Origin of the sequence: Catenuloplanes atrovinosus, from assembly GCF_031458235.1 — a bacterium.
Taxonomy (GTDB): Bacteria; Actinomycetota; Actinomycetes; order Mycobacteriales; family Micromonosporaceae; genus Catenuloplanes; species Catenuloplanes atrovinosus.
This window is the reverse complement of the sequence record NZ_JAVDYB010000001.1, coordinates 1,672,156-1,693,420: the sequence shown is the minus strand read 5'-3', so window position 1 is coordinate 1,693,420 and position 21,265 is coordinate 1,672,156. Positions and strand designations below refer to the sequence as shown.

Genomic DNA, 21,265 nt, shown 5'->3' with positions numbered 1-21,265 from the left:
GCACGAGGGACGCCACCGCGCCGGTCACGCCGCCGGGACGCCGTTGGCCGGTGGGGCGGGCGGCGCGACCGGGTACTCGGTGACCGGGCCGGCCTCGGAGTCGGTCTCGTAGGTGGGGCCGAAGTAGTCCTGGACGGTTCCGGTCACCCTGGTCATCCGCAGGCCGCCGTAGCCGGAGTGGTCGTCCGCCGAGAAGCGCAGCGGGCCCAGGCCCGGGCCGGTGTAGCCGCCCTTCTCCACCGCCTCGATCAGCGACTCGCGCGTCAGGTCGCGGCCGGCGGCCTGGAGCACCTGCACGAACAGGTAGCCCACGGACATGCCGTAGATGGTGTTGCCGTCGAACGGCGCGCCCGCGTTGAACTGCGTGTTGATCCGCTGGAACAGCCGCACCCACGGGTCCGACGCCGCCGCCGCGGCGGGCAGGTAGTTCGCGCCGAGCATGCCCTCCAGCAGCGGCGCCGCGTCGCCCAGCGACTTCGACAGCGTGCCGTAGTCGCCGCCCACGTTGGAGACGATCCACTGCGGACGGAAACCCTGCCGGGCCGCGGTGCCGATGGTGAGCGCGGTGAAGCCGGGCACGGTCGCCAGGACGACCACCTCGCACGCGCCGGACTTGAACGCGTCCACCTGCGGCCCGACGTTCGTGACGCTGGTGGTGTAGGTCTGCTTCACCGCCACGCCGGCGTCACCGAGCACGCGGGTCACGCCGGCCAGGCTGTCCCGGCCGAAGTCGTCGTCCTGGCCGAGGAAGCAGACCTTCTTCCCGGGCAGGTTCCGCTGTACGTACCACCCGAGGATCTTGCCTTCGACCGTGTAGTCGGGGTTGAAGCCGAACGTCCCCGGATACTTCCCCGGCTGGTCCCAGCTGCGGCTGCCGGACGCCACGAACAGGTCGGGCACACGCTGGCTGTTCAGGAAGTCGAGCACGCCGGTGTGGGTGGGCGTGCCGAGCCCGTTCAGGATCGCGAAGACCCGGTCCTGGAGCACCAGCTCACGTACCACCTGCTGGGTGTTGGCGGGGTTGTAGCCGTCGTCCTTGACCTTCAGCGTGATCTTCCGCCCGTGCACGCCGCCGGCCGCGTTGACGAAGTCGAAGTAGGCCTTGGTCGCGGGCGCGATCTGCGAGTAGCCGGCGGAGGCCGGGCCGGTGAGCGGCATGTGCGTGCCCACCACGATCTCGGTGTCGGTCACGCCGGGCGCGCCGCCCCCGCCGCCTCCGGGATCGGAGGAACAGCCCACGAGCGCGAGGAGCATGGCGAGCGGCAACACGTGCGTGCGCATTATCGACCTCGATTCACTGACGGAACGGGAGGAAGGAGCGAGCGGGCCCGGCGCACCAGGCCCTGGATGCCGCCCGGCGCCAGGATCATCACCACGATCAGCGTGATGCCGAAGACCGCGAGCGGGAGGTTGCCCTCCAGCCGCTGGGCCAGCGCGGGCGGCAGCGCGAACACCTCGGTGACGCGCGCGGTCAGGTCCGGCAGCGCGACCAGCAGGATCGCGCCCCAGACCGCGCCGGCCAGGCTGCCCAGCCCGCCGACCACGATCGCCATCACCAGGAACAGCGACAGCGTGAGCGAGAACGCGCCGGGCGAGACGCTCAGCGCGAGGACCGCGAGCACGCCGCCGCCGAGCCCGGCCGCGGCGGCGCTGACCACGAACGCGAGGATCTGCGTCCGGGCGACGTGGATGCCGCAGAGCCGCGCGGCGACCTCGTCGTCGCGGACCGCGCGGAAGGCGCGGCCGTACCGGCTCGCGGTCAGGTTGCCGAGCAGCAGCATGGTGAGCAGCGCCGCGGTCAGCGCGATCCACGCCTGCCAGCGCTCGAACGGGAAGTCGTAGCCGAACGGCGGCGGCGCCAGGTAGAACGTGCGGCCCTGGTCGCCGCCGAGCACGTCGTCGAACATGGTGGTGATGCCGGGCACCACCACCGCGACCGCGAGCGTGACGCCGGCCAGGTAGGGTCCGCGCAGCCGGGCCGCGGCCAGCCCGATCACCGCGCCCGCGGCCGTGGTGACGGCGACGCCGGCGGCCAGCGACAGCGGCAGGGACCCGACGGCCGACTGCATCAGCGCCACCGTGTACGCCCCGGTGGCCATCAGCGCGCCGTGGCCCAGCGAGAGCTGCCCGCACTGTCCGGTGAGGACGGTCAGCCCCGCGGTCGCGCACAGGTAGGCCGCCACGGTGGCGAGCTGGTAGTTCTGGAACGCGGGCAGCAGGTAGGTGAGCCCGAGCAGCGCGCCGGCCGCGCCCAGCGTCGCGGCGTAGCGCCTCATATCCGCCTCGCCGCGGGCGTGGCGAACAGGCCGTCCGTGCGGATCAGCAGCACGGCCAGTAGCAGCACGATGATCGCCAGCGGGGTGACCTGGTCGCCGAGGTAGCCGCCGACGAACGACAGCACCAGCCCGACCGCCAGCCCGCCGATCACCGCGCCGGCCGGGCTGTCCAGCCCGCCGACCACGGCCGCGGTGAACGCCACCACGAACGAGCGGTCCATCGCGTTCGGATGCAGGCCGAACTCGGTCGGGATGATCAGCATCCCGGCGAGCGCGCCGACGCCGGCCGCGAGCACCCAGCCGAGCAGCAGCATGCCGCTCACGTTCACGCCGAGCAGCCGGGACACCTCCGGCGCGAACGCGGACGCGCGCAGCCGCAGCCCGACCCGGCTGCGCGTGAACAGCAGCGCCAGCGCGCCGACCGTGACCGCGACCGTGCCGAACACGAACACGTCGTACGGCGACAGCAGCGGCACGCCGCCGAGCTGGAGCGCGGTCCGGTCGAACGCGGCCGGCGCCGGGCGGAACTCGTTGCCGTACACGATGCCGAGCACCGCGGTGATCAGCAGCACCAGGCCGAGCGCGACGATCACCGCGTTGAGCGGCCGGTCGTGCCCCACGTGCCGCATGACCAGGCGTTCCACCAGCCAGCCGAGCGCCGGCCCGGCGGCGATCGCGGCGGCGAAGCCGAGCCAGAACGAGCCGGTCGCGGCCGTGACGCTGTGCGCGACGTACGCGGCCGCCACCGCCATCGCGCCCTGTGCGAAGTTGACGATCCGGGCGCCGCGCCAGATGAGCACCAGCGCCAGCGCCATCGTGGCGTAGACCGCGCCCCGGGACAGCCCGTCCACGGTCAGGAAAACGAGTCGATCCATCAGAACCCCAGGTAGGCGTGCCGGAGTGCGTCGTCGTCCCGCAGCAGCGCCGCGTCCGCGTCCCGCACCACCCGGCCCAGCGACATGACCACGCCCCGGTCCGCGACCGACAGCGCGCTGCGCACGTTCTGTTCGACCAGCAGCACCGCCAGTCCGGTGTCGTCCCGCAGCCGGGCGAGCAGGCCCATCAGCTGCGCGGTCACCCGCGGTGCGAGGCCGAGCGACGGCTCGTCCAGCAGCAGCAGGCGCGGGCGGCCGACCAGCGCGCGCCCGATCGCCAGCATCTGCCGCTCGCCGCCGGACAGCTGGTGCCCGGCGTGCCCGCGCCGCCGCGCCAGCGGGTCGAACAGCGCGTACACCTCGTCCAGCGCGCGCCGCGCGTCCCGCCGGTCGGCGCGCCACAGGCCGCCGAGCCGCAGGTTCTCGTCCACGGTCAGCTCCGCGACCACGCCGCGGCCCTCCGGCACGTGCGCCATGCCGCGCCGCACCCGGTGCTCGACCGGGACCCGGGCCAGATCCTCGCCGGCCAGCCGCACCGCGCCGGCGGCGGGGCGGAGCAGGCCGGAGACGGTACGCAGCAGCGTGGTCTTGCCGGCGCCGTTCGCGCCCAGCACGGCCACGATCGCGCCGGGCGGGACGGTCAGGCTCACGTCGCGCAGCACCGGGGCGGCGCCGTAGCCGGCGGTGACCGCCTCGATCCGCAGCAGCGGCTCCTCGGGCGCGGCGTGCCGGGCGCCCGGCCGCTGCCGGGTCTGCGCCGTCACCGCGTCACCGTCCCGGTCTCCTCCGGCGCGACCGCGCCGGGGGTGCCGTCCGGTGTGATCGCCTCGGTGCCGAGGTAGGCCGCCGCCACCGCGGGGTCGCCGCGCACCTGGTCCGGCGTGCCGGTGGCGACCACGCGCCCGAAGTCGAGCACCACGATCTCGTCGCAGACCGACATCACCAGGTCCATGTGGTGCTCGACCAGCAGCACGGCCGTGCCCGCCGCGGCCGGCAGCCCGCGGATCAGCGCGGCCAGCTCGTCGATCTCCTCCGCGCCGAGCCCGCCGGCCGGCTCGTCCAGCAAAAGCAACCGCGGCCGGGCCGCCAGCGCGCGGGCCAGCCCGGCCTTCTTCTGGATCGCGTACGGCAGCGTGGCCGGCAGCGCGTCCGCGTGCCCCCCGATGCCCAGCCGCTCCAGGATCTCGACCGCGCCGGTTCGCAGCCGCCGCTCTTCCCGGGCCGCCCACGGCGTCGCGAGCAGCGAGGACAGGAACCCGGCCCGCGCCGACCCGGTCGCGCCGGCCATCACGTTCTCCGCCAGCGTCAGGCCCGCGAACAGCCCCACGCCCTGCAGCGTGCGCGCGATGCCGAGCCGGGTCAGCCGGTGCGGCCTCGGCCGCAGCCGCCGGCCGTCCAGTGTGATCGTCCCGGCGTGCGGCACCACGAACCCGCACACCACGTTGAACACCGTGGTCTTCCCGGCGCCGTTGGGCCCGATCACGCCGACGATCCGCCCGGGCGGCACCCGCAGCGACACGTCCTCCAGCGCGGTAAGCCCGCCGAACCGCACCCCGACGCCGGCCAGTTCGAGGCCCCGCGCCGGGTCGTGCGGTGATGATCCGTCCTCGTGCGGTGGTGCTCCCATGGTCACCTCGCCCATCACCCCGCCGCGCTGCCGTCGCCCCTGCGACGGCCCGGCCGAGGTAATTACACTGGGAGTGTATATTCAGGAAACGCGACGTCAATACCCCCGACACGGCATCGACGCATCGACGCGCGGCGTCAGCGGAGAACGGGCGCCAGGATGGACGTGATCAGCTCGGCCACCTCGGCCTCGGCGGGCGGTGCGTCCCGGCGGCCGGCGAAGAGCAGGTGGCTGGAGCCGATCAGCGTGTGGGCCAGCAGGGTCGGGTCGGCGTCGGCGGCCACGCGGCCGGCCGCGCGCTCGAGCTCCAGATAGGCGGCGATCATCTCGACGATGTCCGCGAGCAGCGGCACGCCGGTGGGATAGTCCGCGCGCAGCCGCGCCCGCAGGTCGTCACGGAAGATCAGCAGACCGACCAGCCCGACCGCCACGGAGCCGAACAGGCCGGTCAGCGTCGCGGCGAGGCGCCCGGCCACGGAGCCCGTACCGGCACCGGCGTGCAGCGCCTCGGCATCCACCGCGAGCCGCGCGACGCGGTCCCGGATCAGCTCGGCGAGGAAACCGTCGAAGTCCGGGAAGTGGCGGTGCAGCACGCCCTTCGCGACGCCGGCCTCCGTGGTGACGGCGCGGCTGGTCAGCGCCGCCGCGCCGTCCCGGACCAGGACCCGCTCGGCCGCGGCGAACAGGTGCTCGCGCACGTCACGGATGGCCACGCCAGTCGGCACGGAACTGCACCTCTTCCCTCGCCCGCGAGAACACTACCGGCTCGACTAGTGGGCGCCCGCCCACTAGAGTGGGCACATGCCCACTAACGACGCGCCACACCACCACCATCAGGTCGCGCGGTCCTTCGGCGGCGACGCGGAACGCTACGACCGGGCCCGCCCGGGCTACCCCGACGAGATGGTGCGGGAGATCATCGCGGCGACGCCGCACCGCGACGGCCCGCTCGACGTGCTGGACGTCGGCTGCGGCACCGGCCTCTCGGCGCGCCCGTTCGCCGACGCCGGCGCTCGCGTGCTCGGCGTCGACCCGGACCCGCGGATGGCCGCGGTCGCGCGGCGGCACGGCATCGAGGTGGAGGAGGCCACGTTCGAGGCGTGGCCGGCCCGCGGCCGGGTCTTCGACCTGGTCGTCGCGGGCCAGACGTGGCACTGGGTCGACCCGGCGGCCGGCGCGCGGCGCGCGGCCGAGGTGCTGCGCCCGGGCGGGCGGCTCGCCGTGTTCTGGAACGCGATGCAGCCGGAGCCGGCGGTCGCCAGCACGTTCGGAGAGATAAACGCTCGGCTGCTGCCGCAGGCACCCACGGTCGCGGACGCGGTCGCGGCCTACCGGACGATGGGGGCCACCGCGGCGGACGGCATGCGCGCGGCCGGCGGCCTCACCGAGCCGGAGCAGTGGCGGTACGACCGGACCCGCCGCTACACCCGCGACGAGTGGCTCGACCAGGTGCCGACGCAGGGCTTCTTCACCCGCCTGCCCGCCGAGCGCCTCGGCCCGCTGCTGGACGAGATCGGTGCCGCGATCGACCGGGCCGGCGGCGCGTTCACCATGCACGTCACGACCCTGGTGATCACCGCGACCCGGGCGCGATAGGCAGGTCCAGCAGCCCGGCCAGCTCCGCCCGGTGCGCCGCGGCCGTGCCCAGGGCGATCGACGTGGTCTTCGCCCGCTTCAGGTAGCGGTGCGCCGGGTGCTCCCAGGTGAACCCGATGCCGCCGTGCAGCTGCACGCACTCCTCCGCCGCCCGCACCGCGACCGGGCCGCAGTGCGCCTGCGCCAGCGCCGCCGCCAGCCGCGGCTCCGGGCCGGCGAGGTCCACGCCGGACACCGCGCCCGCGGCGTACCGCGCCACCGCGCGCGCCTGCGCCACGGACACCCACACGTCGGCCAGCCGGTGCTTGATCGCCTGGAACGATCCGATCGGGCGGCCGAACTGGAAGCGCGTCTTCGCGTACGCCACCGTGGTGTCCAGGCACCACTCCGCCACGCCGAGCTGCTCGGACGCCAGCAGCGCGGCGCCCGCGGTGCGCGCCGCGGCCAGCGCGCCCGGTGCCGGGCCGATCCGCCGCCCCGGTGCCGCGGACAGCGCCAGATCCACCAGTGGCCGCGTCTCGTCCAGCGACACCACGGCGGTACGCACCACGCCCGGCCCCTCCGCGGCCACCTCGTAGAGGTCGCCCCCGGCCGGTACGAGCAGCACGTCGGCCGCGACGGCGTCCGCCACCGACCCCACCCGGCCGGTCAGCACGCCGTCCGCGACCTCGATCGTGGCGGGCGTCCCGGCGAACGGCACCGCCAGCGCCACGCAGGCGGACCCGTCCGCGATCCGGGCCAGCAGCGCGGTGTCGCCGGCCACCCGCAACGCGGTCGCCGCCATCACGGCACAGCCGAGGTACGGCACCGGTGCGAGGAAGCGGCCCAGTTCCTCCATCACCAGCGCGGCCTCGCGCAGGCTCGCGCCCGCGCCGCCCAGTTCCTCCGGCACGACCAGCCCGGCCACGCCCAGCTCCACCGCCAGCAGCCGCCACGTCTCCGCGTCGAAACCGCCGTCGCCGCCCGGGGCGCCGGCGGTGGCCCGGGCGCGCAGCAGGTCGCGCAGCGAGTCGCGCAGGGACTCCTCGACGTGGCTGTACAGCAGGTTCATCGGGGCAGCTCCCGCCACGGGACGGTGGTGTCGGTGCGCGGCTCGGCCGGCAGGCCCAGCACCCGCTCCGCGATGATGGTGCGCAGGATCTCGGAGGTGCCGCCCTCGATCGACGTGCCCTTCGCCCGCAGCCACCGGTACGTCGGCGACCGCCCCTCGAAGTCGACCACCTCGCCGCGCCGCATGGTCCAGTCGTCGTGCCGGAGCCCGTCCGCGCCGCGCAGCTCCAGCTCCAGCCCGGTGATCCGCTGCGCCAGCTCCGCGAACGCGAGCTTGACCGCGGAGCCCTCCGGCCCGGGCTCACCGGCCGCGAGCTGCTGCCGGGCGCGCACGCCGGTCAGCCGTGCCGCCTCGGCCGCCACCCAGAGCCGCAGCATCTCGTCGTGGGCCGCGGCCGTGCGCACGTCCGGCCGGTCCCGCCACAGCGCCGCGAGCACGCCGATCAGGCCGCCCTCGCGCGGCAGCGGGGTCCCGCCGATGGAGACGCGCTCGTTCATCAGCGTGGTCCGCGCCACCGCCCAGCCGTCGCCGACCGCGCCGAGCCGCAGGCCGTCCGGCAGGTGCACGTCGGTGAGGAAGACCTCGTTGAACTCGGCCTCGCCGGTGAGCTGCCGCAGCGGGCGCACCTCGACGCCGGGCGCGGTCATGTCGCAGACGAAGTACGTCAGGCCCTGATGCTTCGGCAGGTCCGGGTCGGTGCGGGCGAGCAGGATCGCCCAGCGCGCCAGGTGCGCCATCGAGGTCCAGACCTTCTGCCCGGTGATTCGCCAGCCGTCGCCGTCGCGGACCGCGCGGGTGGCCAGCCCGGCCAGGTCGGAGCCGGCGCCGGGCTCGCTGAAGAGCTGGCACCACACCTCCTCGCCGGTCCAGAGCGGACGGAGGAAGCGGCGTCGCTGCTCGTCGGTGCCGTGCCGCAGGATGGTGGGCGCGGCCATGCCGAGCCCGATCGCGATCCGCCGCGGGTCGTTGGCCGGCGTGCCGGCCAGTTCCTCGTCCACGATCGCCTGCTGCTCGCGGGGCAGCCCGAGCCCGCCGAGCCCGGCCGGGTAGTGCACCCAGGCGAGCCCGGCGTCGAAGCGCGCGCGCAGGAACGCGAGCGGGTCGTCCACCGGCGGCGCCGACGCGAGGAACTCCCGGGTCAGCGCCCGGACGTCAGTCACGCGGCCCACCGGCCACGTAGACGACCTGCCCGGAGACGAACCCGGCGCCCTCGGAGGCCAGGAACGAGATGGTGTGCGCGACGTCCTCCGGGCGGCCGACCCGCCGTACCGGGATCTGCTCCGCGGCCTTCTCCTGGTAGACGTCGAACGGGACCTTGACGCGCGCCGCGGTCGCCGCGGTCATGTCCGTGACGATGAAGCCGGGCGCGACCGCGTTGACCGTCACGCCGAACGGGCCCAGCTCCAGTGCGAGCGTCTTGGTGAAGCCCTGCATGCCGGCCTTCGCGGCCGCGTAGTTGGCCTGGCCCCGGTTGCCGAGCGCGGACGTGCTGGACAGGTTGACGATCCGGCCCCACTTCGCGGCCGTCATGTGCGCCTGCGCGGCCCGGCTCATCAGGAACGCACCGCGCAGGTGCACGCCGAGCACCGTGTCCCAGTCCGCGTCGGTCATCTTGAACAGCAGGTTGTCCCGGATCACCCCGGCGTTGTTGACCAGCACCAGCGGCGGTCCCAGCTCGGCCGCGACGCGGTCGACGGCCGCGGTGACCTGCGCGGTGTCGGACACGTCCGCGCCGACCGCGAGCGCGCGGCCACCGGCGGCGACGATCGCGTCCGCGGTGCCCTTCGCGTCCGCCTCGGCCAGGTCGAGAACCGCGACGGCGAGCCCGTCCGCGGCGAGGCGGACGGCCGTGGCCGCCCCGATCCCCCGCGCCGCCCCGGTCACGATCGCCACCCGCTGCTGCTCCGCCATCGGTGCCTCTCCTCCGCGCCAGTTTGTGCACTGTCAGTGCAATATAAACCGTCGGTCAGGAGACACGCTAGTACGCTCAGCGCGGGCGTCCAGGCGTGAGCGTTAACGACCTCGCGACCGTCTCGCGCGCGGTGCTCACTCCGTCCCGTCCCCACCGGACGCCGCGGTCCAGGAAGTTGCGGGCCATGATGACCAGGCAGGTGGCCCCGTTGAGCACCGAGCCGATCAGGTCACTCGGGTGGTGCATGCCGCGGTACATCCGGGCCAGCGCCACCCCGATCGGGACCGCGACCAGCATCGACAGCCACGTCCACCGCCCGCGCCGGGACGCCGCGCGGGACGCCAGCACCAGCCCCAGCCCGACGTAGAGCGCGATCGCGGCCGAGGTGTGCCCGCTGGGGAAGCTGGAGGTCGGCGGCGAGGCGTCCATGTGCTCCACGGCCGGGCGCCCGCGGTCGATCACCAGCGTGGTCAGCACGAACACGGTGGACTGGGCGGCGACCGCGCCGATCAGGAACGCCGGCTCCCGCCAGTCGCGCCGGGTCAGCGCCAGCACCAGCGCGACGATCGCGGTGACCAGGATGATCACCTGGGTGCTGGCGACGGTGCTGAACACCAGCGAGATCGCGTCCGCGGCACCGCCGCGCTCGTCCTCCAACCGGCGGTTGACGTCGTCCTCCAGCGTGAGCGGCCAGACGTCGTCGAGCACCCGGGTGATCAGCAGACCCAGACCGACCATGATCGCGTACAGGAGGGCGAGCGGCAGCACCAGCCGTACGGCGGCCTGCCGGACCACGGCCCAGGTTCCGGCGAGAGACATGGCCGAGTCCATACCCGGACGTTACGCGCGATCAAACCCCACGTGTCACGCGTCCCTCCAGACCACCACGGCCCGGTCCGCGGCGGCCCGGACCGCACCGGCGTCGATCTCCGTACGGAACTCGTCGATGCCCCGGGCCGGCCAGGAGAACACCACCGTGAGCGGGCCCGGCGGCGGCAGCGGCCACGCCCAGTAGGTCACGGTCTGCCGTCGCTGCGTGCCCGTGCCGCTGTGGTGGATCAGCAGCGGGCCGGCCGGCTCCGCGTCCAGCGCGCCGGGGAAGGTCAGGTTCGTGGCGACGCCGCCGTCCGCGTACCGCAGGCCGAACCGCAGGAACTCCGGGCCGGGCGGCTCGTCCGGCGGATAGGCGCGGCGGAACCCGTCGCGCAGCACGCGGCCACGGCGATCGTCCACCCGGGCCACCGCGGAGACCGTGACCTCGAACCCGTTCGCGAACGCGGTCAGCGCGGTGACGCCCACGGCCACGCCGTCGCCGAACGCGAGCGCGATGTCGAGCGGCACCGCCACGCCGATCGCGTCCTCCGGCATCGCCCACGCCGGTCTCGGCCGTTCCGGCGGGCTCGGCGCGACCGGCGGCGGCGGAAGGTCGTCGAAGAAACCCACGACCCGCAGCCTGCCACCCCGCGTCGATGATCGCGAGCGCTCAGCGGGTGACCGGGCGTGCCTCGCGGAGGCCCTCGGTGACCGGGCGGTGCGCGGCGCCGCGCCAGGTCTCGAACGCGGCGGTGGTGGCCGCGACCACGGCGATGCCCACGGTCCAGCCGCCGAGCACGTCGCTCATCCAGTGCACGCCGAGCGCGACGCGGCTGAGCCCGGTGCCGATCGCGACCGCGAGCGCGGCGGCCCACATCGCGGCGCGGACCAGCCCGCGGTACGGCAGCCGGTCGGTGAGCGGCAGCAGCATGAGCAGCAGCACGGCGGACGCCAGCGCGGCGGTCATCGAGTGCCCGGACGGGAACGAGTAGCCGGGCGCGGACGACACCGGCTCCAGGAACTCCGGGCGGGCGCGGCCGAACAGCAGCTTGAGCAGCAGGCCCAGCGCGCCGCCGGCGGCGATCGTGGTGACCGCCCAGAGCGCGACCCGCCGGGACCCGCGCCACCACAGCCACGCCGCGAGCAGCACCACGAGCAGCCGCAGCGGCGTGGGCGCGAACACGTCGGTCCAGGTCTGCACCGCGCCGACCCAGTCCGGGCGGCTGCGGGCGAACGCGTGCAGCGCGTGCGCCACCCGCTCGTCCAGCGCGCGCAGCGGCGACCAGCGGGAGACCACCAGCATGGCGATCACGGAGAACGGGATCAGGACCACCGCGGCCGCCGCGGCGGCGAGCGTCAGGCGCGGGCCGAGCGAGCTGTGCGGGTCGAGCCGGCGCGCCCACCAGGTCCGGGAGTCTTCGGTCGGAACGTGCATCCGCCGTTCATACCCGCCTCGCCTGTGAAGAATCCGGGCCGACCGGGATCAGTCGGCCCCGACCGCGGTCGCGGACCGAACGCCGGGGTGAACGGCGGGATGAGCAGCGGTGGACATCGGGTGGGCTGTCCGCCGGGCCGTGCGCGTCCGTAGCCTCGGGCGGCCCGCCGTGCGGCGGGAGCGTTCCCACCCGAACAACCCTCGGAGGCACGACGACGTGGCCGGCACACCTGCGGAGCACGGGACGACACCGGACGACGACGCGGACCGGGCGGGGTACGCGGCGGACCGGGCGCACGCGTTGCGCACGATGTTCCCGCGCCGGGTGGCGGACGTCCCGGACGGGCCGGACACCGCACCGCCGGCGCCCGGTCCCGCCTCGGCGCCGGGCGACGCCGGGGAGTCGTCCACCGTACCGGCTGATGATCCGGAACGACGTGGCCGGAAGCCGCTGCTGATCGGCGGGGCTCTGGCGCTGGTGCTGGTCGTCGCCGCGTCGGCGGCGGTGTTCCTCGCGTCGAGGGCCGCGCCGCGCGACGACCGCACGGGCGTGGTGGTGCCGGTGACGACCGTGGAGGTGTGGGTCCCGCCGACCGCGTCCGCCACGCCGGGCGCGTCCACCGCGCCGGGCGCGTCCGCCACCCCGGCCGTCTCCGCGTCGCCGGACGCGTCCGCGAGCCCGGCCGCCTCGCCGGCGAGCCCGGCCACGAGCCCCACCGCGGCCGTGATCCCGCCGAAGAAGCCGAGGCCGCGGCCGAACGCGGGCGGCACCAACCTGGCGCTGAACCGCCCCGTCGAGGTCTCCGGCGTCGAGGGCGACCCGTGGAAGGCGTCGAACGCGGTCGACGGGGACCTGGCCACCCGGTGGAGCAGCGCGTTCACCGACCCGGGCTGGCTGACCGTGGACCTGGGCGAGGAGTGGTCGGTCAGCCGGGTGCAGGTCGCCTGGGAGCACGCGTACGCGACCGCCTACCGGGTGGAGGCGTCGACCGACGGCGGCACCTGGACCGTGCTCTACCAGACGGCCAGCGGCAGCGGCGGCACGGTGACCGTGGACGAGCGGGCGACCGCGCGCTACGTCCGGCTCTACTGCACCGCGCGCAACGGCCAGTACGGCTACTCCGTGCTGGAGCTGCGGGTGAGCTGACCGGCGTCGATCAGCTCGCGCGCGATGTCCAGGTGCCCGGCGTGCCGCGCGTACTCCTGGAGCACGTGGAACAGCACCGCCACCACGCTCGGCGGCGGCTGCGTGCCCTTCGGGAACCGCCCGCCGGTCGCGGAGGACGCGGAGAGCGCGCGGCTGCCGATGATCCGGCGGGTGCTGGCGCCGGCCGCGCGCAGCTCCGCCAGCAGGTCGCCGATCGACTCGTCCGGCCGGACGGTCCACCGCTCGTCCACGCTGTCCGCCCACGGCTCCTTCACCGCCGCGCCGGCCACGCCCCAGACGAGCCAGCGGCGTTCCATGTGGATCAGGTGCTTGACCAGCTCGATCGGCGACCAGCCGGTCGGCAGGCGAGACTCGCGCAGCTGTTCCTCGCTCAGCCCGGCGACCGCGTCCGCGATCGCCGACCGGTAGTAGTCGAGGTAGCTGAGGAACAGCTCACGCACGTCGGTGGTGGGCCCGGGTTCCGGCTGGGGCGTCGTCACCCGCATCCCCTTACCCACCGGGCGGCGCCGCTACCAACCCGGTACGGCGTTCAGGCCAGCCGCTGCGCGGTGAGCGGGTCGGGCTCGCCGCCGAAGTAGCGGGCGAGCACCTCGGTGAAGACCGGTTCGTCCGGCGCGGCCAGCGCGAACAGCGTCATCGAGGAGCGCAGCTTGGTGGCGTCGACGGTGCCGAAGATCTCCTCGGCCGAGCGGTCGCGCACGGCCAGCACGGTCCGCGCGCACTCGCGCAGCCGCGGGCCGAGCACCGGATGGGCCAGGTAGTCCCGGGCCTCGGGAAGCGAGGCCAGCGCGTACCGCCGGGCCATGTCGCTGCGGCCCAGGCCGGCCAGTTGCGGGAAGACGAACCACATCCAGTGGGTACGCTTCTCGCCCGCGGCCAGCTCCGCCAGGACGCGCTCGTGCACGCCGTGCTGGGCGTCCACGAACCGCTGCAGGTCCGTCACGCTCAGAAGCCCGGGAAGACGCGGCGCAGGTCGTCCAGGCTCAGCGGCCCGGTCACCGCCACGCCGTCCGTGCGGTACGGCTCCTTGAGCCGGCCGTAGGCGAGCCGCAGCAGTCGCTCCGCGGGCAGCGTGAGCGTGCCGTCCGGCTCCGCCGGCGTCTCCGTCACCTCGACCGACCCGCCCAGGCGCAGCCCGAACGACCGGTCCGGGTCGCTCACCCGCACTGCCAGCAGGTGCTCCGCGCCGCCCAGCGACTCCGTCTTCGCCGCCCAGCTCAGCAGGCCGCCGAGCGCGTGGTCGACCAGCGGCGGCACCGCGTCCGGGCTGACCGTCGCGCCCTCGTCCAGCCCGGCCTCGACGTCCCAGCGGTGCATGGCGAACTCGCTCAGCCGCATGCGGGCCGAGACGTCCACGCCGACCGGTGCGGGCAGCCAGCCGTACGTCACCCGCAGCTCCCGGCGCGCGGTCTCGTCCAGCGCCTCGAACGCCGCGACCAGCCGCTCGTTCGACGTCGGGAACGCGTCCGCCTGCTCCTGCGGCGTCATCGCGTCCCACCGCGACCACACGCCCAGGTTGAAGTCACGGTCCGGTGCCGGTCCGCCGTCCCGCGCCGCGACCAGCGTGGCCAGCCCGATCTCCGCGCCGCTGCCCAGGTGGCTCAGCGTCTGCGCGATCGTCCACTCGTCCGCGGCGGACCGCGCGGTCAGGTCCTGCGGCGTCAGCGTCGCCACGCGGGCGGCGAGCGCGTCGTGCCCGTCCCGCAGCACGGTGATCACGCTGTCGGCGGCTGTGCTCATCTGTGGTTTCCTGCCCATCGGTGATCGAGGTCGGGGTGCAGCGACCTCCACATCATGCCTCGCCCGGGATCACGGCGTGAGCGCGAGCCCGGTCTCCGGGTCGAAGAAGCGCAGCGAGCCGGCCGGCAGCCGCAGCCGGACGGTGTCGCCGGGCCCGGCCCGGAAACCGGGTCCGGTGCTGACCTTCAGCTCGTGGCCGGCCCAGCGGGTGGTGAGCAGCACGGTCGCGCCGGTCGGCTCGGCCACCTCCACGGTGGCCTTGAGCCCGTCGTCACCGTCGTCGCCGGACGCGACCGCGATGTTCTCCGCGCGCACCCCGACCAGGATCTCCCGGCCGTCCCAGGAGGCGAGCCCGGCCGGCCCGGGGACCGTCGCCTCGCCGGTGGTCAGCGCGGTGCCGGAGACCCGGGCGGGGAAGAAGTTCATCGGCGGCGCGCCGAGGAAGCCGCCGACGAAGCGCTCGGACGGGCGGTCGTAGACCTCCAGCGGCGGGCCGAGCTGGGCGATCCGGCCGTCGCGCATGACCGCCACCCGGTCGCCGAGCGACATCGCCTCGGCCTGGTCGTGCGTGACGTAGAGCGTGGTGGTGCCGAGCCGGCCGACGATCTTCTTGAGCTCCGCGCGGAACTGCAGGCGCAGCAGCGCGTCCAGGTTGGACAGCGGCTCGTCCATCAGCAGCACGGCCGCGTCGACCACGATGGCGCGCGCGACCGCGACGCGCTGCCGCTGGCCGCCGGAGAGCTGCGCGGGGTAGCGGTCCAGCACGTCGGTGAGGTCGAGCAGTTCGGCCGCCTCGCGTACCCGCCGCTGCCATTCGGCCTTCTCGACCTTCCGCATGGTGAGGCCGAAGCCGATGTTGTCGCGCACGCGCATGTGCGGGAACACCGCGTACGACTGGAAGACCATGGACAGGCCGCGCTCGCGGGCCGGCGTGCGGGTCACGTCCCGGCCGCCGATGGAGATCGTGCCGGAGTCCGGGGTCTCCAGGCCGGCCACCATGCGCAGCAGCGTGGTCTTGCCGCAGCCGCTGGGCCCGACCAGCACCAGGAACTCGCCCTCCTCGACGGTCAGCGAGACGTCGTCGGTGGCGCGGCGCGCGGGGTAGCTCTTCACCAGGTTGGTGATGGTGACGTTCATCGAAGCGTCGTCCCCCACATGTTGAGCAGGTATCGGCGTACCAGGGCGATGAAGACGAGCGCGGGCACGACCAGCACCAGGCCGCCGGCGAACCGGAAGGCCAGCGGGGAGTCGGCCAGCGTGGCGAGCAGGTGGGCGGGCAGCGTGCGCCGGTTGAGCGTGAGGATGCTGGCGCCGAGCACCTCGTTCCACGAGGTGACGAACGTGAACACCGCGGCGGCCGCGATGCCGGGCAGCGCCTGCGGCGCGACCACCCGCAGGAACGCGGTCCACCGGCGTGCGCCGAAGACCATCGCGGCCTCCTCCTGCTCGACCGAGACGCCGGCGAACACCGCGGAGGTGATCAGGATGGTGCTGGGCAGCGCCAGCGCCGTGTGCAGCAGCGTGACCGCGTACGTCGTGTCGTACAGCCCGGCGTCGATGAAGATCGTCGCGAGCGGTACGGAGAGCACGACGATCGGCAGCGCCCGAGTCAGCAGCATGACGATCTGGTACGCGTCCCGGCCCCGGAACGCGAACCGGGCCAGCGCGTACCCGCCCGGCACGCCGAGCAGCGTGGCCAGCGCGACCGTGCTCAGCCCCACCGTCAGCGAGTTGATCATGCCGCCGACGATGCCCGTGGTCTGCAGGAACGTGTTCATGGTCTCGCCGGAGACCGCGGTCGGCAGCATCGGCAGCGGGAAGCGGTTGAGCGCCTCCCGCGACGTGAACGAGGCCAGCGCGATCAGGTAGAGCGGCACGCCCATGAAGAGCGTGACCAGCACGCAGCCGGCCTGCACCAGCACCCGCTGCCGGGTCATCGCGCCGCTCCCCGCATCAGCCGCAGGTAACCGAACGCGGCGGTCAGCGACAGCAGCAGCACCACCAGCGCGATCGCGGTGGCGACGTTCGGATTCTGCAGGAAGTAGTACCACTGGTACGTCTCGCCGACGAGCAGCGGGAAGCTGCGCGCGGTGAGCGCCTGCGCGACCGCGAACGTCTCCAGCGCCAGGATGGTCCGCAGGATCAGCGCGACCTGGAGGCTGGGCCGCAGCTGAGGCAGGATCACGTACCGCAGCCGCTTCCAGTAACCGGCGCCGAGCACCTCGGCCGCCTCCTCGTAGTCGCGCGGGATGCCCTGCATGCCGGCCACCAGGATCACGAAGACCAGCGCGGTGGCCCGCCACAGCTCGGCCAGCAGGATCGCCAGGAACATGGTGGCCGGGTTCTCGTAGGACAGCCACGCGTACGGCGCGATGCCGAGCAGCTCCAGCACCGAGTTCAGGTAGCCGCGGTCGGTGAAGATGGACAGCCAGATCAGCCCGGCCGCCAGGTCGCTGATCGCGAGCGGCACCACCCAGACGTAGAAGTACAGGCCGGCGAAGCGCGGGTTCTGCCGCAGCAGCAGCGCCATGGTGATCGCGAGCGCGAACTGCAGCGGGATCAGCACCACGATCAGCAGCGCGGTGTTGCGCATCGCCTCCCAGAAGTAGGAGTCCTCGATCATGCGCTGGACGTGCGCGGTGGTGGGCCCGTCCGCGCCGCTGAACGCCTGCGCCAGGCCGGTGAGCAGCGGCCAGAGGAACAGCAGCGTCATGAAGACCAGTGACGGCAGGATCAGCCAGATCGCCGGGCTCCGGGTGGGCTCACGCGACACGGCACGGTGCTCCGGCCGGGTCCGGCTGCCAGCACGGCACGTTCGCCTCCGCCACGATCCCGTCCAGCCTGGCCCCCTGCGCGCCGACCACCTGCTGCGCGTCCCGGCCGTCGATCAGGACCTCCTTGAACGTGTCCTTGAAGACCTGCGCCACCTCGCCGTCGCGCGCGCCGAGCCCGACCGGCGGCAGCGAGAGGATCGCGTCCGGCGCCTCGCGCTGGGCCCGGATCGCCGCGTCCGCCAGCGCCACCGCGCCCGGCAGGTCCGCCGGCACCTGCGCGTTCGTCACCGGGAAGAACGCGTTCTGGCGGAGCACGTCGAGCTGGGTCTCCGGCGCGGTGAGCGCCTTGATGACCTCCTTGGCCCGGTCGGTCTCCGGCGCGCCGTTCGGGATGCCGAGGCCGACCACGACCGCCATGTAACCGAGCCCCTTCGGCCCGGTGGGCGCCGGCACCATCAGCCAGTCGCCGGGCTTGTCCGCGGGCGCGCCGACCAGCCGGGCCGAGTGGTCGAAGCCGACCAGCACCTCGCCGCGCTGCAGCGGGTCCTGCATGTTGTCCCAGCCGGTGGAGGCCGGCGCGGTCTGCGCCCACAGCTCCTTGAGGTACCGCCAGCCGGCCACCGCGTCCGCGGACCGGAACGTGGTGATCTGCCCGCCGGAGAAGCTCGGCACCAGGTATCCCTGAAGGAACCGGTGGTAGAGGCCCTTGGCGCCGGCCGGCAGCCCGAAGATCGGCTTGCCGCCGTTGCCCTGCCGGCCGGCCGTGGCCCAGTCGAGCAGCTGGTCGTAGGTCAGCTTCCACACGTCCGCGCCGGACGGCAGCCACTCCAGCGCCCGCTTGTTCACCGCGAGCACGTAGCTGGCCTGCATCCACGGGATGTACTTCGTGGTGGCGCCGCCCAGCTTGGCCAGGCCGCTCAGCTCCGCGGAGAAGCCGCGGTCGGCGAGCCCGATGAGCACGTCGTCCAGGTCGATCAGCCGGCTCGCGTGCGGCGCCAGGTCGCCGTGCTGCGCGCCGACCAGGCTGATCTGCGGCTTGCCGGAATCCACCTGACTCTGCACCGTCGACGCGAAGACCCGGTCTCCACCTGGTTGAACGCGACCGGCGCCGCCGTCACCCGCGCCTTCAGGATCGCCTCGAACCGCTGCCGCTCCTCCACCGGGCTGAACTGGTTGGACAGCAGCGTGACCGTGCCCTCCCCGCCCGCGCCGGTGGTCGAGGCGCCCGCGCAGGCGGTGAGCAACGGCGCGGCCGCCGCCCCCGCCCCGAGCGCCAGCAGACTCCGCCGGCCGATCCGCGTCCGATCCATGCCGATCCCCCTCCGCGCGCACCAGTGCCCATCAATCTAAGGCACGTCTGCGCAGCGCGCAGGCTCGCGCGGGAATCGCCTACAGTGGAACATCCGCCGCTAGGCGGGCCGCGGCCCCAGCAGATCCCATCGATTCCCGGCGAGGTCCCGGAACACCACGACCGTCCCGTACTCCTCGTGCCGCGGCTCGCCCAGGATCTCCGCGCCGTACGCCCGCAGCCGCGCCAGCGTCGCGTCGAAGTCGTCCACCCGCAGGAAGAACCCGACCCGCCCACCGGTCTGGTTCCCCACCGCCGCCTGCTGCGCCGCCCCGTCCGCCTTGGCCAGCAGCAGCCCGGTTCCGCCCGACGGCGGCCGCACCACCACCCACCGCTTCGCCCGCCCGTCGTTCGTCACCGACGGCGAGTCCTCCACCAGGGCGAACCCCAGCACCTCCACGAAGAACCGGATCGCCTCGTCATAGTCCGACACCACTACCGCAACAAGATCAAGATTCACGGTGACGATCCTACGGCGCGTCCCCGCGCGATCCTCGGAACCGGCATGACGGCGCGATGATCGAGGCAGTCGGGCCGACCACGTGGTACGGGAGTACCACCGCCGTGGACGGGGCGAGCTTCACGGCCGCGGGCCGGCGGCACACTGCCGGTTCCTCGCTCGGCATGCGGCAGCGGCTGTCGGTCGCGACCGCGCCGCTCACCGAGCCACCGGTGCCGATCCTGGACGAGCCCGCGAACGGCCTCGACCAGGAGGGCATCGCCTGGATGCGCGGGCTGCCGCGCGGGCACGCGGACGCGGGCGGCACCGTGCTGATCTCCAGCCACCTGCTCGCCGAGCTGTCCCAGTTGGTCGACGACGTGGTGGTGATCTCGCGCGGCCGGGTGGTCGGCGCCGGGGCCGGCGCGCTGCTCGGCTCCGTGCTGCTCGCCCGGCGGGACGTGAGCGACTGACATTTGTCATCGCCCGGCCGTGACGGCGCCGTGAATACCGATGATCCGGCGTACTGATCCCGGGCCGCCGCGCCGACCAGACTCATCGGCATGACACAGGCGATCGAGGTGCGGGGCCTCAGCCGCCGGTACGGCGGACCCCGCGGGTTCGAGGCGGTGAAGGGCATCTCCTTCGACGTCGCGCGCGGCGAGCTGTTCGCGCTGCTGGGCACGAACGGCGCCGGCAAGACGTCCACGATGGAGCTGGTGGAGGGGCTGGACCGGCCGAGCGGCGGCACGGTCCGGCTCCTCGGCCACGACCCGTTCGCGGAGCGTGCCGCGGTGCGCGCCAGGATCGGCGTGATGCTCCAGGACGCGGGCTTCCCGGCCGACCTGACCGTGGCCGAGACCGCGCGGATGTGGGCCGGCACGCTGCCCGACGCGCGGCCGGTGCCGGAGGCGCTGGAGCTCGCCGGGATCGGGCACCGCGCCCGGGTCCGGGTCAAGCAGCTCTCCGGCGGCGAGCGCCGCCGGCTGGACCTGGCGCTGGCGGTGCTGGGCCGGCCGGACGTGCTGTTCCTGGACGAGCCGACCACCGGGCTCGACCCGGAGAGCCGGCAGAACACCTGGCGGGTGATCCGCGACCTGCTGGTGGCCGGGACCACGGTGCTGCTCACCACGCACTACCTGGACGAGGCGCAGGCGCTGGCGGACCGGCTGGCCATCATGGACGCCGGATCGATCGTCACGTCCGGCACGGTGGCGCAGGTGGTCGGCGCGTACCCGGCGCGGATCATCTTCCGGCTCGGCGACCCTACCGACATCCCGGACCTGCCGGGCGCGCCGACGATCGACCGCGACGGCCCGGACGTGGTGATCAAGACGGACGAGTTGCAGGCCACGCTGAGTGCGCTGCTCCGCTGGGCCGACGACCACGACGTCACGCTGCGCGACCTCGACGCCCGCTCCGCCTCGCTCGAAGAGGCGTTCCTGACCATCGCCGGAGGACACCGATGAACCGCGTCGTCTCGATCGGCGGCGCCGAGCTGCTGCTGCTCTGGCGCAACCGCCTCGCCCTGTTCAACGCGCTGCTGCTGCCGCCGGTCTTCGGCCTGCTGTTCGTCCCGAGGATGTCCGGGACCGGAATCTCGCCCGCGGCCGCCGCGACGCTGATCGGCGGCATGATCGGCGTCATCCTGGCGATCGTCGTCTACCACAACCTGGTCGGCGCGTACGTGGCCCGCCGCGAGGAGCTGACGCTCAAGCGGCTGCGTGCCGGCACGCCGAACGCGGCGGAGATCCTGGCCGGCACCGCCAGCCCCGCGGTCTCGATCGCGCTGGCCCAGTCGCTGCTCACGGTGGTGGTCGCGGCCGTGTACCTGGAGCTGCCCGTACCGGCGAACCCGCTGCTGCTGGCCGTGGGCCTGTTCGGCGGCGTCGCGGTGTTCGTGGTGCTGGCCGCCGCGTCCGCGATCGTCACCAGCACGATCGAGCTCGCGCAGATCACCACCACGCCGATGCTGCTCGCCTGCTTCCTCGGTGCCGGCCTGTGGTTCCCGCTGGACGACCTGCCCGCCCCGGTGCGGACCGTCTTCGAACTGCTACCGCTCGGACCGGTGATCGAGTTGATCACTCTAGGCTGGGCCGGTACGGAGACGCTGTCGGACGCGTTCCGCCCGCTGCTGCTGCTCGCGGCCTGGACCGCGGCCGGCATCACGATCATCCAGCGGTGGTTCCGCTGGGAACCGCGACGCTAGAG

At 74.0% G+C, this 21,265-nt stretch carries 25 protein-coding genes and 1 pseudogene; 5 read left to right on the top strand and 21 right to left on the bottom strand.

Annotated features, from left to right (window positions below; genetic code table 11):
* Positions 1 to 24: 24 nt before the first annotated feature.
* The 6 genes from J2S41_RS07290 to J2S41_RS07265 form a co-directional block, all read right to left on the bottom strand.
* Positions 25 to 1,281 carry an ABC transporter substrate-binding protein gene (locus J2S41_RS07290; RefSeq protein ID WP_310364645.1) on the bottom strand — a complete coding sequence of 419 codons (1,257 nt, stop codon included), beginning with the start codon at positions 1,279 to 1,281 and terminating at the stop codon, positions 25 to 27.
* Positions 1,281 to 2,276, bottom strand: coding sequence for a branched-chain amino acid ABC transporter permease (locus tag J2S41_RS07285; RefSeq protein WP_310364644.1), 996 nt, complete (start codon positions 2,274 to 2,276; stop codon positions 1,281 to 1,283). Before J2S41_RS07285 ends, J2S41_RS07290 begins: the two co-directional genes overlap by 1 nt.
* Positions 2,273 to 3,151, bottom strand: a complete 879-nt coding sequence (locus J2S41_RS07280; protein WP_310364643.1) for a branched-chain amino acid ABC transporter permease — start codon at positions 3,149 to 3,151, stop codon at positions 2,273 to 2,275. Before J2S41_RS07280 ends, J2S41_RS07285 begins: the two co-directional genes overlap by 4 nt.
* Positions 3,151 to 3,858, bottom strand: a complete 708-nt coding sequence (locus tag J2S41_RS07275; protein ID WP_374728249.1) for an ABC transporter ATP-binding protein — start codon at positions 3,856 to 3,858, stop codon at positions 3,151 to 3,153. Before J2S41_RS07275 ends, J2S41_RS07280 begins: the two co-directional genes overlap by 1 nt.
* A 53-nt stretch (positions 3,859 to 3,911) precedes the next feature.
* Complete coding sequence (locus J2S41_RS07270) at positions 3,912 to 4,778, bottom strand: ABC transporter ATP-binding protein (RefSeq protein ID WP_310364641.1); 867 nt, start codon at positions 4,776 to 4,778, stop codon at positions 3,912 to 3,914.
* Between the two features lie 137 nt (positions 4,779 to 4,915).
* On the bottom strand, positions 4,916 to 5,503 hold the full coding sequence (locus J2S41_RS07265) for a TetR/AcrR family transcriptional regulator (protein ID WP_310364640.1): 588 nt from the start codon (positions 5,501 to 5,503) through the stop codon (positions 4,916 to 4,918).
* 76 nt (positions 5,504 to 5,579) lie between these two features.
* On the opposite strand from J2S41_RS07265, the gene J2S41_RS07260 reads away from it, so the two are divergent.
* Entirely contained in the window at positions 5,580 to 6,374 is a 795-nt protein-coding gene (locus J2S41_RS07260) for a class I SAM-dependent methyltransferase (protein ID WP_310364639.1), read from the top strand.
* Here the strand turns inward: J2S41_RS07260 and J2S41_RS07255 are convergent.
* The 6 genes from J2S41_RS07255 to J2S41_RS07230 form a co-directional block, all read right to left on the bottom strand.
* Positions 6,352 to 7,425: an acyl-CoA dehydrogenase family protein gene (locus J2S41_RS07255; RefSeq protein WP_310364638.1), complete on the bottom strand. Its 1,074-nt coding sequence runs from the start codon at positions 7,423 to 7,425 to the stop codon at positions 6,352 to 6,354. The two genes, J2S41_RS07260 and J2S41_RS07255, sit on opposite strands and share 23 nt — an antisense overlap.
* Positions 7,422 to 8,585, bottom strand: coding sequence for an acyl-CoA dehydrogenase family protein (locus J2S41_RS07250; protein WP_310364637.1), 1,164 nt, complete (start codon positions 8,583 to 8,585; stop codon positions 7,422 to 7,424). The genes J2S41_RS07255 and J2S41_RS07250 overlap by 4 nt, the downstream gene beginning before the upstream one ends.
* Positions 8,578 to 9,336, bottom strand: coding sequence for a 3-oxoacyl-ACP reductase FabG (gene fabG, locus J2S41_RS07245; protein WP_310364636.1), 759 nt, complete (start codon positions 9,334 to 9,336; stop codon positions 8,578 to 8,580). The genes J2S41_RS07250 and fabG overlap by 8 nt, the downstream gene beginning before the upstream one ends.
* A gap of 76 nt (positions 9,337 to 9,412) precedes the next feature.
* Positions 9,413 to 10,156, bottom strand: a complete 744-nt coding sequence (locus tag J2S41_RS07240) for a phosphatase PAP2 family protein (RefSeq protein WP_310364635.1) — start codon at positions 10,154 to 10,156, stop codon at positions 9,413 to 9,415.
* A gap of 45 nt (positions 10,157 to 10,201) precedes the next feature.
* Complete coding sequence (locus tag J2S41_RS07235; protein ID WP_310364634.1) at positions 10,202 to 10,780, bottom strand: hypothetical protein; 579 nt, start codon at positions 10,778 to 10,780, stop codon at positions 10,202 to 10,204.
* Positions 10,781 to 10,820: 40 nt separating this feature from the next.
* Positions 10,821 to 11,585 (bottom strand): phosphatase PAP2 family protein, encoded by a 765-nt coding sequence (locus J2S41_RS07230; RefSeq protein WP_310364633.1) that lies wholly within the window; start codon positions 11,583 to 11,585, stop codon positions 10,821 to 10,823.
* 217 nt (positions 11,586 to 11,802) lie between these two features.
* Here J2S41_RS07230 and J2S41_RS07225 point away from each other — a divergent pair, with 217 nt between their 5' ends.
* Complete coding sequence (locus tag J2S41_RS07225) at positions 11,803 to 12,732, top strand: discoidin domain-containing protein (RefSeq protein ID WP_310364632.1); 930 nt, start codon at positions 11,803 to 11,805, stop codon at positions 12,730 to 12,732.
* Here the strand turns inward: J2S41_RS07225 and J2S41_RS07220 are convergent.
* The 9 genes from J2S41_RS07220 to J2S41_RS07180 form a co-directional block, all read right to left on the bottom strand.
* Positions 12,702 to 13,232, bottom strand: a complete 531-nt coding sequence (locus J2S41_RS07220; RefSeq protein WP_310364631.1) for a DinB family protein — start codon at positions 13,230 to 13,232, stop codon at positions 12,702 to 12,704. The two genes, J2S41_RS07225 and J2S41_RS07220, sit on opposite strands and share 31 nt — an antisense overlap.
* Positions 13,233 to 13,282: 50 nt before the next feature.
* A complete protein-coding gene (locus tag J2S41_RS07215) occupies positions 13,283 to 13,696 on the bottom strand; it encodes a DUF1810 domain-containing protein (RefSeq protein ID WP_310364630.1) in 414 nt (137 codons plus the stop codon).
* A 2-nt stretch (positions 13,697 to 13,698) separates the two neighbouring features.
* Complete coding sequence (locus tag J2S41_RS07210) at positions 13,699 to 14,493, bottom strand: maleylpyruvate isomerase family mycothiol-dependent enzyme (protein ID WP_310364629.1); 795 nt, start codon at positions 14,491 to 14,493, stop codon at positions 13,699 to 13,701.
* 69 nt (positions 14,494 to 14,562) lie between these two features.
* Complete coding sequence (locus J2S41_RS07205) at positions 14,563 to 15,630, bottom strand: ABC transporter ATP-binding protein (protein WP_310364628.1); 1,068 nt, start codon at positions 15,628 to 15,630, stop codon at positions 14,563 to 14,565.
* The gene (locus J2S41_RS07200; protein WP_310364627.1) at positions 15,627 to 16,430 is read right to left on the bottom strand and encodes a carbohydrate ABC transporter permease; all 804 of its coding nucleotides are present in this window, start codon (positions 16,428 to 16,430) and stop codon (positions 15,627 to 15,629) included. The genes J2S41_RS07205 and J2S41_RS07200 overlap by 4 nt, the downstream gene beginning before the upstream one ends.
* On the bottom strand, positions 16,427 to 17,266 hold the full coding sequence (locus J2S41_RS07195) for a carbohydrate ABC transporter permease (protein ID WP_310364626.1): 840 nt from the start codon (positions 17,264 to 17,266) through the stop codon (positions 16,427 to 16,429). The genes J2S41_RS07200 and J2S41_RS07195 overlap by 4 nt, the downstream gene beginning before the upstream one ends.
* Positions 17,256 to 18,317 carry an ABC transporter substrate-binding protein gene (locus J2S41_RS07190; RefSeq protein WP_310364625.1) on the bottom strand — a complete coding sequence of 354 codons (1,062 nt, stop codon included), beginning with the start codon at positions 18,315 to 18,317 and terminating at the stop codon, positions 17,256 to 17,258. Before J2S41_RS07190 ends, J2S41_RS07195 begins: the two co-directional genes overlap by 11 nt.
* Entirely contained in the window at positions 18,242 to 18,577 is a 336-nt protein-coding gene (locus J2S41_RS07185) for a hypothetical protein (RefSeq protein WP_310364624.1), read from the bottom strand. The genes J2S41_RS07190 and J2S41_RS07185 overlap by 76 nt, the downstream gene beginning before the upstream one ends.
* A 99-nt stretch (positions 18,578 to 18,676) precedes the next feature.
* Positions 18,677 to 19,075: a VOC family protein gene (locus J2S41_RS07180; protein WP_310364623.1), complete on the bottom strand. Its 399-nt coding sequence runs from the start codon at positions 19,073 to 19,075 to the stop codon at positions 18,677 to 18,679.
* Between the two features lie 110 nt (positions 19,076 to 19,185).
* On the opposite strand from J2S41_RS07180, the pseudogene J2S41_RS07175 reads away from it, so the two are divergent.
* From J2S41_RS07175 to J2S41_RS07165, 3 genes and pseudogenes are all read left to right on the top strand, one after another.
* Positions 19,186 to 19,473, top strand: a pseudogene (locus tag J2S41_RS07175) (P-loop NTPase family protein); the annotation flags it as partial.
* 144 nt (positions 19,474 to 19,617) lie between these two features.
* Positions 19,618 to 20,523 (top strand): ABC transporter ATP-binding protein, encoded by a 906-nt coding sequence (locus tag J2S41_RS07170; protein ID WP_310364622.1) that lies wholly within the window; start codon positions 19,618 to 19,620, stop codon positions 20,521 to 20,523.
* A complete protein-coding gene (locus J2S41_RS07165; protein ID WP_310364621.1) occupies positions 20,520 to 21,263 on the top strand; it encodes an ABC transporter permease in 744 nt (247 codons plus the stop codon). Before J2S41_RS07170 ends, J2S41_RS07165 begins: the two co-directional genes overlap by 4 nt.
* Positions 21,264 to 21,265 lie beyond the last annotated feature (2 nt).